Here is a 12,850-nt window from a genome sequence, read left to right as displayed (position 1 = left end):
CACGCGGTTCGCTGCGCGGGTCACGCGGCGCGCGTGAAGCGGCTTCGCTGGCCTGTCACCTGCCGTTCGGGTTCCTGGCTGCGCGAGGAGGCGCGGCGCGCCTTCTTGGCCTCCTGGACCAGGCGGTACCGGTCGGCCTGGCGGATGAGGTCGGCGCGGCGGCTGTTGGCGATCTCGTACTCGAACATCTCGTACTCCTCGGTTCGCGTTTCTCGGCACCTCGTTCGGTGTGATCCAAGATTCGCGTCCCAGGGGGTGCCGGCGCATCGGGCGCATGCCGCATCTGTACGGGACGGGGGTCCTTAGGCCGCGGCCGAAGGACCCCGGGTCGGACCGGGAGTGCCTAGGAGGGGGTCCTAGGCACGTGGGTGGAGGTCCTCAGCACGTGGGTGCGGGGCGGGCGGGACTTTGCGGACGGCCCTAGGCGGCGGCCTTGGGGAGGGGAGCGAGGATGTCGAAGTACATGAGGCCGAAGAGCAGTACGCCCAGGGCGCCGAGGGCGACGGCGGCCCAGGAGACGGCGCGGACCCAGGTGGGGAGGGTGCGGCCGGGGGCGCCGAAGGCGGGGCGGGCCAGTACGAAGACGGCGAGCAGCAGGGCGAGGGTGGACAGGACGCCGTTGACGAGGGCGGTCATGTGCCAGGCGTCGCCGTACAGGGCTTCGATCTTCGCCTCGGTGGTGGCGGCGTTGACCGATTCGATCTGCCCCACGAGGGTCTGGCGCTCGGCTATGACGCGGGAGACCCAGCTTCCGCTGAGGGCGACGAGTCCGAGCCCGGCCGCGACGACGGCGGAGGCCGCGGCGCCGACACCCTCGGACCGCTGCTCCGTCTCCTCGAGCTCGTCGTGGAGCTCGTCCTCGAGGTCCTCGTCGGCGAGGTCGGCCTCGGGGGCGTCGGCGGCCTCGGCGGCCTCCGCGGCGGGGGCGTCCTTGAGGTCGGCCGTGGCCTCGGTGGCCTCGGTGGCCTGGGGCTCGGCGGTGTCCGCCTCGGGAGCGGTCGGGGCGGCGGTCTTCGTGGTGTCCATGCGGGGCACCGTAGGCGGCTTGTCTGAGAGGTTTCTGAGAAGGCCCGGGCGCCACCCGGCCGGGCCGGCCGAGGGCCCGGGACCGGGACCGCGGCAGCCGGTGTCAGGCGGTGGGGGGCCGCCGGACCTCCGGCGGGAACGGCCGGGCGTCGTCGGCGAGGACTGTCGAGGGCATGCGGGTTCTTCCTCGGGTCTCATACGGCGGGTTGCCGGATCACCGGGATGCCGTGGCGGGCTCGGCGCCGTCCTCGCTCGTGGCGGGGGACTCGGCGGGCCGCTGCGCGGGCAGTGTCGCACGCGGGTGGCGTTCGGGGGGCTCGATGCTGATCTTGGGCAGACGGCGGTCCAGCCAGGCGGGGAGCCACCAGTTGGCGCCGCCGAGCATGTGCATCAGCGCCGGGACGAGGAGGGTTCGCAGGACGAAGGCGTCGAGTGCGACGGCCGCGGCGAGCGCGATGCCGAACATCGCAATGATCCGGTCGCCGCTGAGCACGAAGGCCAGGAAGACGGAGATCATGATGACCGCCGCCGAGTTGATCACCCGGCTCGTCTCGGCCAGGCCGACGCGGACGGCCCGCCGGTTGTCGCCGGTCTCCATCCACTCCTCGTACATCCGGCTGACCAGGAACACCTGGTAGTCCATGGAGAGTCCGAAGAGGACGGAGACCATGATCACCGGCAGGAAGGGCTCGATCGGGCCGGCGCTGCCCAGACCCAGCAGCTCACTGCCCCAGCCCCACTGGAAGACCGCGACGACGACGCCGAAGGAGGAGGCGACGGCCGCGACGTTCATGGCGGCCGCCTTGAGCGGGATGCCGAGGGAGCGGAAGGCCAGCAGCAGCAGGACGCAGCCGAGGGTGATCACCACCGCGACGAACAGCGGAAGTTTCCCGACGATGACGTCGGCGAAGTCGTCGTAGCCCGCGGTCACGCCGCCGACGTGGACGGTCATCGAGTTGCCGTGCCCGGCGGCCGGGATGACGTTCTCGCGCAGCGTCGTGACCAGCTCGCTGGTGGCCCGGGACTGCGGGGCGGAGTCCGGGATGACGGTCAGGACCGCGGTGTCCCCGCTGCGGTTGAAGACGGCCGGGCCGGCGGCCGCGACGCCGTCGGTCCTGCGGAGCGCCTCGGCCAGTTGCCCGACGGCGAGCCGGTCCCCGGCGCCGTCGAGTCGGGAGACGACCGTGAGCGGGCCGTTGACTCCGGGCCCGAACCCGTCGGCGAGCAGGTCGTACGCCTGCCGGGTGGTGGAACCGGCCGGGTTGTTGCCCTGGTCGGAGGTGCCCAGGTGGAGCCAGAAGGCGGGCAGCGCCAGAACTGCCATGACCAGTGTGGCGACGGCGCCGAGCAGCTTGGGGCGCCGCTCCACGAAGGCCGACCAGCGGGCGGCGAACCCGGTGGGCGTCTCGGGCCGCGGGCCTTCGGCGGCCAGCCTGCGGCGCTCGCGGCGCGAGAGGGCGCGCATCCCGATGCAGGCAAGGAGGGCGGGGAGCAGGGTGACCGAGGCGGCGACGGTCAGCACCACCGTGAGGGAGGCGGCGATCGCGACGCCGTTGAGGAAGTTCAGCCGCAGCACCAGCATGCCGAGCAGCGCGATGCAGACGGTGGCCCCGGCGAAGACGACGGCCCGGCCGGTGGTGGCGACGGCCCGCTCGGCGGCCTCCTCGACCGGCAGGCCCCTCATGAGGCCCTTGCGGTGCCGGGTCACGATGAACAGCGCGTAGTCGATGCCCACGCCGAGCCCGACGAGGGTGCCGAGCATCGGGGCGAAGTCGGCGACGGGCATGGCGTGGCCGAGCAGGGTGATGCCGAAATAGGCGGTGCCCACGCTGACCAGGGCGGTCGCGATGGGCAGCAGGCTCGCGGCGAGCGAGCCGAAGGCGAGGAAGAGGACGACGGCCGCGACGGCCACTCCGATGACCTCGGCGAGGTGGGCGGTGGGCGCCTCGGTCAGCGCGACGGCCTGGCCGCCGAGCTCGACCTGGAGTCCGTCCGCCTCGGTGGTGGGGTTCTTCGCGGCGGCGACGACGGCCTTGGCCTGCGCCTTGGGTACGGAGTCGGCCGGCCGGTCGAAGGTCACCACGGCGTAGGCGGTCCGCCCGTCCGGGCTGATCTGCGCGGCGCTCTCGGGGCCGGCGCCGTACGGGCCGGCGACCGAACCGACGCCGGGGAGCCCGGCGATGGCGTCGAGGGCCTTGGCCATGCGCTGCTCGACGGCGGGAGTGCGGGCGTTCTGATGCTCCGGGGTCCGCCACACGACGGTGTCGGTGTCGCCGCCCTGGCCGTGGAAGCCCGCGCGCAGGAGGGCGTGGGCGCGGCTGGACTCGGTGCCGGGGACCTCGTAGTCGTTGGAGAACGCCGATCCGGCGGCCGCGGCGGACGCGGCGGTGCCGCCGAGGGCGAGCAGCCAGAGGAGGACGGTCACCAGGCGGTGCCGCAGGCACCAGCGCGCGATCACTGCCAACGGACGTGCTCCCTGGTGGTTCGGATCTTTACCGGGGCTGCCCGACGCAAAGACGCTGGAACTCGTGAAGGCCCGGCGGACGGCCCGGGGATCGCCCGGGGACGGGCCGGATGCCGGCCGGATATCGGCCGAGATGGACTACACCGCCACGATCCCAGCGTTTCGTGATCGTTGGCCGCTTTCGTGTGCATCGTCACAGGGGCACGGGGCGGTCCGGGACCAAGGTCATCCGCCGGACGGGCCGTTCGACGGGCCGTCCGGCCCGTCCGCCCGGTAGCCCGGGACGGAGGGCCACCTGACGGTGAGCACCACCGCGTCCTCCTCGGCGTACCAGGAGTGGTCGACGCCGCGGCCCCAGACCACGTAGTCGCCCTGCTCGGCGAGGACGACGGTCCGGCCGGGGAACTCCAGCCGGAAGCGGCCGCTGATCAGCACCTGGAGCGCGGTGCGCTCCTCGCCCCGCACCCACCGGGCCCGTTCCTCGCCCTTCGGGTGGACCCCCCATTTGATCTCCACGTCCTCGCTGTGGCGCGGATCGGCGGGGTCCTTGAAGTGGCCGAGCAGCCAGCCTCGGTCGGCGGCGGCGTCCGGGGCGGCCTTGCCGGTGTAGATGGAGTCGTCGTTCACGGGGGTGAGGCTAATGCAGTTGTGCGGGCAGGCTGACGGCTGGTGAGCTGGGCCGATGACGATGGATGCTGACGAACTGGCGGACGTACGGGCCGCATACGACCGGGAGATGCGCCGTGACGCGCTGCCCGACACCGCGGACGCCCGGACGGAGCGGGTGGGGGCGGTCGTGCGGCACACCGCGGCGGGCACCGGTGCCGGGTGGAACGGTGTGCTCTGGTCGGACCTCGACGAGCGGACGGCGGACGCGGAGATCGCGGCGCAGGTGGCGTACTTCGCGGGACGCGGGGCCGGCGAGGTCGAGTGGAAGCTGTACGGCCACGACCGCCCGGCCGACCTCGGGGACCGGCTGCACGCGGCGGGCTTCGTGCCGGAACCGGCCGAGACCCTCATGGTGGGACGGGTGGACGCGCTCGCCGCCCTGCCGGTGGAACCGCCCGAGGGGATCACCCTGCGGGTGGTGACGGACGAGGCGGGCGTGGACCTGATGACGGACGTCCACGCGAAGGCCTTCGGCAGGGAGCGCCCCGCGCTCCGGCACCTCCTCCTCACCCTGCTGAGGGAAGAGCCGCAGAACCTCGCGGCGGTGGTGGCGATGGCCGGGGACACCCCGGTGAGCGCGGCCCGCATGGAGATGCGTCCGGGCGCCTCGTTCGCCGGGCTCTGGGGCGGCGGCACCCTGCCGCAGTGGCGGGGCCGGGGCATCTACCGCCTCCTGGTCGCCCACCGGGCCCGCATCGCCGCGGCCCGCGGCATCCGGTACCTCCAGGTCGACGCCTCCCCCGACAGCCGCCCGATCCTCCAGCGCCTGGGCTTCGCGACCCTGGGCACGACCACCCCGTACATCTGGACCCCGAAGCCGTAGCGGAAGGGGAAGGCCCCGGGAGAGGATCGGGGGATGGAACGTATCGGGCCACCCCTGACCGGGGACGAGCGGGAGACGCTGCGCGCGTTCCTCGACTATCACCGGGCCACCCTCGCCTGGAAGTGCGAGGGGCTCACGGACGAGGAGCTGCGGCGGCCCTCGATGCCGCCGTCCACCCTGTCCCTGCTGGGGCTGGTCCGGCACATGGGCGAGGTGGAGCGGCACTGGTTCCGCCGCACCCTGAACGGCGAGGAGCTCCCCCACCTCTGGTCCGACACCCACGACTTCCAGGCCGCCTACGACGCCTCCGGCTCCACCCGCGAGGAGGCGTTCACGGCCTGGGAGGCCGAGGTCGCGCACGCGCGCCGCATCGAGGCGGCCGCCGAGTCCCTCGACGTGACGGCGTACGTGACCAGTTGGAAGGAGGAGGCCTCACTGCGCCTCGTCATGCTCCACCTGATCCACGAGTACGCGCGCCACAACGGCCACGCCGACTTCCTCCGCCAGGCCGTCGACGGCGCCACCGGAGCCTGATGGTCCGCCCCGACGGGACCGCCCTGCCCTCCGGCGGCCCGTCCGGGGATCCGTCAGGCCGCCCGCCAGTAGCCCAGGCCGTTGACCCGCTGCTTCGGGAGGGACAGGTCCTTGCGGAGGTAGGCCGTCAGCGTGCGGGTCGTCGCCGTGTCGCACGCCAGCCAGACGTACGCCGACTCCGGGTCCGCGACGAGCTCCGGGAGCTCCGCCTTGACCTGCTCCACCAGCGCCGAGCCCGCGCGCTCGACCCGCCTGATCTCGTGCCGGGCCGGGTCGAGCCGCACCGGGAGCCCGGCGTCCGAGGCGTGCTGGGTCTCCAGCCAGATCGTGGCCGGGGTCTGCGGGTAGGCGTCCAGCAGGGAGTTGATCGCCGGCACCGAGGCCGGGTCGCCGATCACCAGGAGCCGCTCGGGCGCCGGCGCCGGGGCGGTGAAGCCGGTCCCCTGGACGGTGGCCTCGATGGTGTCGCCCGCCTTCGCGGCCCGCGCCCACGCACTCGCGGGGCCGTCGTGGAGGGCGAACTCCAGGGCGAACGTTCCCGCTTCCGGATCCGGGTCGACGAGCGTGTACGCCCGCGTGTGCGGCTTGCCCGCGTTGTCGAACCACAGCCGCACCCACATCGTCGGGTGGAGCGATTCACCGGCGGCCGCGAGCAGCCCGCCGTCCGTCACGTACACACGGCGGTAGTGCTCCGTGACCTCTTCCGCGCCCGTGACCGTGAACGTGAAGTCCTTGCCGCGCAGAAGCCGCAGGACCACGCCTTCCCATCCCTTGCCGACGCCCGCCATGTGCGACCACCCCTCCCTCTCACTCTATAGTTAGGGCAGCCTAACCTAATGCACTGGGGGAAGAGCATGAGCCTTCTGAACGACGCCGGCACGTTCGACCTCTACCGGGACGACTGGGGCATCCCCCATCTCCGCGCCGCCGACCCCGACCGCCTCGCGTACGCCCAGGGCTACGCCACCGCCCTCGACCGCGCCTGGCAGCTCGAGGTCGAACGCCACCGCGCCCAGGGCTCCAGCGCCGCCTTCCTCGGCCAGGACTCCGTCTCCTGGGACCGGTTCGTCCGCCAGGCCCGGCTCGCCGACACCGCCCGCCGCTGCCACGAGGCCCTCGACCCCGAGACCGCCGCCTGGGTCGGATCCTACGTGGACGGCGTCAACGACGGCCTCGCCCGCGGCGCCGCCCGCGACGAGCGGTTCGCGCGCACCGGCCACGCCCCGACCCCCTGGGAGCCGTGGGTCCCGCTCGGCATCTGGATCGCCACCCACATCCTCTTCGCCGGGTTCGCCACCAAGCTGTGGCGCGAGCGCGTGGGCCGCGCCCTCGGCGACGAGGCCGTCACCCTCTTCGCCACCGACGGCCCCGGCACCGCTGGCAGCAACGGCTGGCTGGTCCCGGGCGAGCGGACCTCCACCGGCTCCGCGCTCATCGCGGGCGACCCGCACCGGTTCATCGAGGACCCGGGCGTGTACCAGCAGATACGGCTCTCCTGCCCCGAGTACGACGTCATCGGTCTGGCCGTCCCCGGCATCCCCGGCCTCGGCCACTTCGGCCACACCGGCAGCGCCGCCTGGGCGATCACCAACGCCATGTCCGACTACCAGGACCTGTACGTCGAGCGGCTGCGCCCCGGCGCCGACGGCGCCGGCATCGAGGCCCTCGGCCCCGGCGGTGTCTGGGAGCCCGTCCACCGGCACACCGAGACGATCGCCGTCGCCGGCGCCGACCCCGTCGAGGTGGAGGTGCTGGAGACCGCCCGCGGCCCCGTGATCACCCGCGGCGCAGCCGCGGACCACGACCAGGACCAGGCGCAGGACCGGGACCCCGACCGCGAGCAGACCCTCTCGCTCCGCTACCCGCCCCGCGTCCGCCGCGACCTCGGCTTCGCCGTCCTGCCCGCCCTGCTGCGCGCCCGTACGGTAGCCGACATCGACCGCGCCCTCGACGGCTGGGCCGAGCCCGTCAACGTCGTCCACGCCGCCGACACCGAGGGCGGCCTGCTGCACCGCGTGGCCGGCGCCGTCCCGCTGCGCGACCCCGCCAACCGGCTGCGCCCGGTGCCCGCCTGGGACCCGCGGTACGCCTGGCAGGGCTGGGCCGAGACCCCCTCCGAGCCCGTGCAGGGCTTCGCCGTCATGGCCAACGCCCGCGGCATCGCCTCGCCGCTCGGCGTGGAGTTCGCACCCCCGCACCGGGCCGACCGCATCCGCGAGCTGCTCTCCGGCTCGGCGGACTGGTCCGCGAAGGCGATGGCCGACGTACACCGGGACACCCATCTGGCCTCGGCCGCACCGCTGCTGGCCCTGCTGCCCGGGCTCGACGGCCTGTCCCCCGCCGCGCAGGCCCTGCGCGCCCGGCTGCTCGCCTGGGACCGGCACATGGCCGCCGAGAGCACCGACGCCACCGCCTTCTCCGCCTTCCGGGCCGCGACCGTACGCCGCTTCGCCGCCGATCCCGCCCTCGCCGGGCTGGCGGGGGCGCCGGCCGGCCCCGACGTGTTCCACCCCTGGCTGTACCTGGTCCCCCGCGTCGGCTACGCCCTCGAGGGGCTGCTGGGCACCGCCCTCCTGCCCGGCCTGGACCGGGCGGCCCACGTACGCGCCGCCCTGGAGGAGACCGCCGCGGCGGACACCCCCGACACCCCGTGGTCGCAGGTGCACCGCCTGACGCCCTGGTCGGCGCTGCCCGACCCGGACGCGCAGTGGCCCGGCCTGGGCGGCGACCACGACTGCGTGAACGCCACCTCCACCGTGCCCGGTTTCACCGACCTCACCGCCCGCGCCTCGGCCGCCCGCTACGTGTGGGACCTGGCCCGCCGCGAGGACAGCCTCTGGGCGGTCCCGCTCGGCGCGGACGGCGTCACCGGGTCGCCCCACCACCGCGACCAGCTCCCGTACTGGGCCGAGTGCGAACTCGTCCCCGTCGTCACCGACTGGACCCGCCTGACCAAGGAATCCGTATGACCAGCAGCAACGCGTCCGCCTCCGGCGCCGGCACCCGGCAGCCCGTGTACTCCCAGCGCGTCGAGGGGCTCGGCACGATCACCCTCACCCCCGTCGACCCGGCCGCCGACGCCACGCTGATCCACTCCTGGGTCACCGAGGAACGGGCCCGGTTCTGGGGCATGCGCGAGGCCGGCCCCGAGCTCGTCCGGGAGATCTACGAGGACGTCGACCGCCGCACGACCCACCACGCCTTCCTCGCGCGGCGCGACGGCGAGCCCGTCGGGCTGTTCCAGACGTACGACTGTGCCGAGGACCGGATCAGCGAGTGCTACGAGGTCCTGCCCGGGGACACGGGCGTGCACCTCATGGTCGGCCCGGCGCGGGGTGCCTCCGAACGCGGTTTCAGCGCGGGCCTGATCGGGGCCTTCCTCTCGTACGTCGTCGCGCAGGACACCACCCGCCGGGTGGTCGCGGAGCCCGACGCCCGCAACGAGAAGGCCATCGCCCGCCTGGTGCGCAGCGGCTTCGAGCTCGGCCCGGAGATCGAGCTCCCGGAGGTCGACCTGCCCGAGGTCTACCTGCCGGCGAAGAAGGCCCGTCTCGCCTTCTTCCACGCCGGGGCAAACTGACCGTTCCGATTGACCGTGTGATTCCGGCCACGCCAGACTGATGCCCACTCAAAGCATCGGAGCTGGGGGGAAATTGACCAGCCAGAATCTGCACATCGGGCCGGACGCGGCAGCCGACCGGTACCGGCTGCTCCGGTCGATCGGGCGCGGCGGGGAGGCCGTTCTCTATCTCGCGGAGATCGAACTCGCGGGTGGCAGCGAACCGGTGGTCGTCAAGGTGCTCGATTCCAAGACGACCATCACACCCGACGAGTTCGACCGGATCAGCCGCAAGTGGAACGAGCAGGCCGAGCTCCTGCGCTTCGTGCACCGTCCGGGCGTCGTCGGTGTCCGGGAGCACTTCGAGGGGCCTCCCATCCACCGGTCGGGAGAGTCCGGGACGCTGACCGGGCGGGCCCTCGTCCTCGTGATGAACCACGTGGACGGGCTCGACCTGCGCGACTGGCGGGCCGAACGGAACCTCGCCACCGCCGCCGAGCGGCGTGAGGTGATGCGGACGCTGGAGCAGCTGGCCGACGTCCTGGACTGGCTGCATTCCGGGAAGGCCACCCCGTCAGGGCGCCAGGTCATCCACGGTGACCTGTCACCGGGCAATGTGATGGTGGACGGCCACGGACAGGCCACCCTGGTGGACTTCGGGCTCAGCAAGCTGACCGCCGACCACCAGACGGCGGAGGTCTGGTTCACCCCGGGGTACGCGGCGCCCGAGGTCTTCGACGGCAAGCGCACCCCGGCGGCGGACCGCTACGCCTTCGGGGCCATCGCGTACTTCCTGCTGAGCGGCGAATCGCCGCCCAACTCCCCGGAGCAGCTGGCCCGGGCGATGGCGGCGCTGCCGCAGATCGCGGTGCTGGACGCCGAGCGGCGCGAGCGGATCACCGCCGTCTACGCGGGTGACCCGACGCAGCGGCCCGTCAGCCTGGCCGGGTGGATGAAGGACGTACGGCACGCGGTCGTGTCCACGACCGCGTCCACCTCGCAGCGGGCCGTGCAGGACGCGGTCCCGGCGCCGGTCCCGGTCAAGCCCGTGCTCCCTCCGCAGCCCGCGAGCCCTCCGGCGGCCGCGGCGCCGGTCCACACGCCGGTCCAGGAGTCCTCCTACTCCCCGCCCCCGCCGGCCCGGGAGACCTGGCCCCAGCCGCAGCCCCAGCCCCAACACCCAGAGCCCCAGCCGCCGACCCAGCCCGAGCACGTGCCGGCCGGCTACGGGCCCACGTACCCGCTGCACGAGTCCCCGCCGCCGGGGGCCGCCGCGCCGAAGAAGCGCCGGGCCGCGATCGTCCTGGGCTCGGTGGCCACCGTCCTGGTCATCGCGGCGCTCGCCGTGCTCGGCGTACGGCTGCTCGACAAGGACAAGGGCGACGGGCAGGCCGCGGGCGGCAAGGGCGCCGGCTCCGCCTCCGAGCCGGCCGTACCGGAAGAGGAGTCCCCGACGCCCACCCCCTCGCCGAGCGCGAGCGAGAGCGGCAGCGACGACTCCGGGGCGACGCCCGATCCCACCGCCAGCGGCACCCAGCCGGGAGGCGTGGCAGCGGACATCAAGGCCGCCGACCTGACCCAGCTGACGCCCATCGACGGTCTGGGCAACTTCACCGTCGGAGCCGCGAAGATCAACACCAAGCAGTACGGGGCGGCGTTCATCGCTCATCCGGACTGCAACGACGAGGCGATCACGGAGTTCGACCTCAACCGCGAGTGGAAGCACCTGGAGTTCACCGCCGGCATCGACGACGGCTCCACGAACGCGAAGGGCCGGGTCAGCATCTCGCTCGACGGGAAGCCCGCGGCCTTCTCCGAACTCGTCGAGCTCGGCAAGCCGGCCACCAAGTCGGTGGACGTGACCGACGCCCTGCGGCTGCGCGTCAAGGTGGACATGGGCTGCGACAACGGCACCGTCGTCATCGCCGCCCCGCAGCTCACCCGCTGAACCGCACCGGGCCGAAACGGCGGGCGCGGCAGGCCCGGGACGCACGGCGGCCCCGCACCGGTGTCCGGTGCGGGGCCGCCGCCGTACGCGGAGTGCCGTTACTCGGAAACGCCCAGGCGCTCCAGGATGAGCTCCTTGACGCGGGCCGCGTCGGCCTGGCCGCGGGTGGTCTTCATGACCGCGCCGACCAGGGCGCCCACGGCCGCGACCTTGCCGCCGCGGATCTTGTCCGCGATGGCCGCGTTGCCCGCGATGGCCTCGTCGACGGCCGCGCCGAGCGCGCCCTCGTCCGAGACGACCTTCAGGCCGCGCTTCTCGACGACCTCGTCCGGGGTGCCCTCGCCGGCGAGGACGCCCTCCAGGACCTGGCGGGCCAGCTTGTCGTTCAGCTCGCCGGCCGCGACCAGGGCCGCGACGCGCGCCACCTGCGCCGGGGTGATCGGCAGCTCGTCGACGACGACGCCCTGCTCGTTGGCGTTGCGGGCCAGCTCGCCCATCCACCACTTGCGGGCGGCCGTCGAGTCGGCGCCGGCCTCGATGGTGGCGACGATGGAGTCCACCGCGCCCGCGTTGAGGATCGACTGCATGTCGTGCTCGTTCACGCCCCACTCCTCGCGGAGGCGGTTGCGGCGCACGCGCGGCATCTCGGGCAGACCGCCGCGCAGCTCCTCGACCCAGTCGCGGGCCGGGGCGACGGGGACCAGGTCGGGCTCCGGGAAGTACCGGTAGTCCTCGGCGTTGTCCTTGATGCGGCCGGCGGTGGTGGAGCCGTCCTCCTCGTGGAAGTGCCGGGTCTCCTGCACGATCGTGCCGCCGGACGAGAGCACGGCCGCGTGGCGCTGGATCTCGAAGCGGGCCGCGCGCTCGACGGAGCGCAGCGAGTTGACGTTCTTCGTCTCGCTGCGGGTGCCGAACTCGGACTCGGGGGTCGGGCGCAGCGACAGGTTCACGTCGCAGCGCATCTGGCCCTTGTCCATGCGGGCCTCGGAGACGCCGAGGGCCTTGATGACCTCGCGCAGCTCGGCGACGTACGCCTTGGCGACCTCGGGGGCCCGCTCGCCCGCGCCCTCGATCGGCTTGGTGACGATCTCGATGAGCGGGATGCCGGCGCGGTTGTAGTCCAGCAGGGAGTGGGACGCGCCGTGGATACGGCCGGTGGCGCCGCCGACGTGCAGCGACTTGCCGGTGTCCTCCTCCATGTGGGCGCGCTCGATCTCCACGCGGAAGATCTCGCCGTCCTCCAGCTGCACGTCGAGGAAGCCGTTGAAGGCGATCGGCTCGTCGTACTGGGAGGTCTGGAAGTTCTTCGGCATGTCCGGATAGAAGTAGTTCTTCCGGGCGAAGCGGCACCACTCGGCGATCTCGCAGTTCAGCGCGAGGCCGATCTTGATGGCCGACTCGACGCCGATCGCGTTGACGACGGGCAGCGAGCCGGGCAGACCGAGGCAGGTGGGGCAGGTCTGCGAGTTGGGCTCGGCGCCCAGCTCGGTCGAGCAGCCGCAGAACATCTTGGTCTTGGTGCCGAGCTCGACATGGACCTCGAGGCCCATGACGGGGTCGAACGAGGCGAGAGCGTCCTCGTACGACAGCAGTTCGGTGAAGGTGGTCACGGTGAAACTTTCCCTCTCAGCCCAGCAGGACGTCGTCGTCGCCCAGGCGCTTCAGCTCGCGGTACAGGATCGCGAGACCGGTGACGATGGCGGCGGCGGACACGACGGCGTCGACGAGCTTCAGCGTGTCGTGCTCGGTGCGGGCCTTCTTGACCTGCTTGATCACGCCGAGGGCGCCGAAGGCGGTGGTGCCCATCGACAGGTACGTGCCGGTCTT

At 73.2% G+C, this 12,850-nt stretch carries 12 protein-coding genes; 5 read left to right on the top strand and 7 right to left on the bottom strand.

All coding sequences use genetic code 11. From position 1 onward, the window contains the following. Nucleotides 1–20 precede the first annotated feature (20 nt). From ACFY1T_RS18965 to ACFY1T_RS18950, 4 genes are all read right to left on the bottom strand, one after another. Nucleotides 21–188 carry a hypothetical protein gene (locus ACFY1T_RS18965; protein ID WP_390789167.1) on the bottom strand — a complete coding sequence of 56 codons (168 nt, stop codon included), beginning with the start codon at nucleotides 186–188 and terminating at the stop codon, nucleotides 21–23. A 232-nt stretch (nucleotides 189–420) separates the two neighbouring features. After that, nucleotides 421–1,026: a hypothetical protein gene (locus tag ACFY1T_RS18960; protein ID WP_390789166.1), complete on the bottom strand. Its 606-nt coding sequence runs from the start codon at nucleotides 1,024–1,026 to the stop codon at nucleotides 421–423. 214 nt (nucleotides 1,027–1,240) lie between these two features. Then, entirely contained in the window at nucleotides 1,241–3,490 is a 2,250-nt protein-coding gene (locus ACFY1T_RS18955) for an MMPL family transporter (protein ID WP_390789165.1), read from the bottom strand. Nucleotides 3,491–3,715: 225 nt separating this feature from the next. Continuing rightward, complete coding sequence (locus ACFY1T_RS18950; RefSeq protein ID WP_390789164.1) at nucleotides 3,716–4,117, bottom strand: signal peptidase I; 402 nt, start codon at nucleotides 4,115–4,117, stop codon at nucleotides 3,716–3,718. A 61-nt stretch (nucleotides 4,118–4,178) separates the two neighbouring features. Between ACFY1T_RS18950 and ACFY1T_RS18945 the strand changes: the two genes are divergently transcribed. Then, nucleotides 4,179–4,982: a GNAT family N-acetyltransferase gene (locus tag ACFY1T_RS18945; RefSeq protein WP_390789277.1), complete on the top strand. Its 804-nt coding sequence runs from the start codon at nucleotides 4,179–4,181 to the stop codon at nucleotides 4,980–4,982. 33 nt (nucleotides 4,983–5,015) lie between these two features. Continuing rightward, complete coding sequence (locus ACFY1T_RS18940; RefSeq protein WP_030857402.1) at nucleotides 5,016–5,516, top strand: DinB family protein; 501 nt, start codon at nucleotides 5,016–5,018, stop codon at nucleotides 5,514–5,516. Between the two features lie 53 nt (nucleotides 5,517–5,569). Here ACFY1T_RS18940 and ACFY1T_RS18935 read toward each other — a convergent pair whose 3' ends face one another. Continuing rightward, nucleotides 5,570–6,304: a siderophore-interacting protein gene (locus tag ACFY1T_RS18935; protein WP_390789163.1), complete on the bottom strand. Its 735-nt coding sequence runs from the start codon at nucleotides 6,302–6,304 to the stop codon at nucleotides 5,570–5,572. Between the two features lie 66 nt (nucleotides 6,305–6,370). Between ACFY1T_RS18935 and ACFY1T_RS18930 the strand changes: the two genes are divergently transcribed. The 3 genes from ACFY1T_RS18930 (at nucleotide 6,371) to ACFY1T_RS18920 (ending at nucleotide 11,023) form a co-directional block, all read left to right on the top strand. Then, nucleotides 6,371–8,485: a penicillin acylase family protein gene (locus ACFY1T_RS18930; protein WP_390789162.1), complete on the top strand. Its 2,115-nt coding sequence runs from the start codon at nucleotides 6,371–6,373 to the stop codon at nucleotides 8,483–8,485. Next, nucleotides 8,482–9,096 (top strand): GNAT family N-acetyltransferase, encoded by a 615-nt coding sequence (locus tag ACFY1T_RS18925; protein WP_390789161.1) that lies wholly within the window; start codon nucleotides 8,482–8,484, stop codon nucleotides 9,094–9,096. Before ACFY1T_RS18930 ends, ACFY1T_RS18925 begins: the two co-directional genes overlap by 4 nt. Before the next feature lie 73 nt (nucleotides 9,097–9,169). Continuing rightward, nucleotides 9,170–11,023: a protein kinase gene (locus ACFY1T_RS18920; RefSeq protein WP_390789160.1), complete on the top strand. Its 1,854-nt coding sequence runs from the start codon at nucleotides 9,170–9,172 to the stop codon at nucleotides 11,021–11,023. A 98-nt stretch (nucleotides 11,024–11,121) separates the two neighbouring features. Here ACFY1T_RS18920 and gatB read toward each other — a convergent pair whose 3' ends face one another. Then, nucleotides 11,122–12,633 carry an Asp-tRNA(Asn)/Glu-tRNA(Gln) amidotransferase subunit GatB gene (gene gatB / locus ACFY1T_RS18915; RefSeq protein ID WP_390789159.1) on the bottom strand — a complete coding sequence of 504 codons (1,512 nt, stop codon included), beginning with the start codon at nucleotides 12,631–12,633 and terminating at the stop codon, nucleotides 11,122–11,124. Between the two features lie 16 nt (nucleotides 12,634–12,649). Beyond that, a complete protein-coding gene (locus tag ACFY1T_RS18910; RefSeq protein ID WP_229345000.1) occupies nucleotides 12,650–12,829 on the bottom strand; it encodes a hypothetical protein in 180 nt (59 codons plus the stop codon). Nucleotides 12,830–12,850: the final 21 nt, after the last annotated feature.

This window comes from Streptomyces sp. NPDC001194 (assembly GCF_042896985.1).
Classification (GTDB): domain Bacteria; phylum Actinomycetota; class Actinomycetes; order Streptomycetales; family Streptomycetaceae; genus Streptomyces.
Note: the sequence above shows the minus strand (reverse complement) of the source record. Positions and strands in the feature narration are given on the sequence as shown.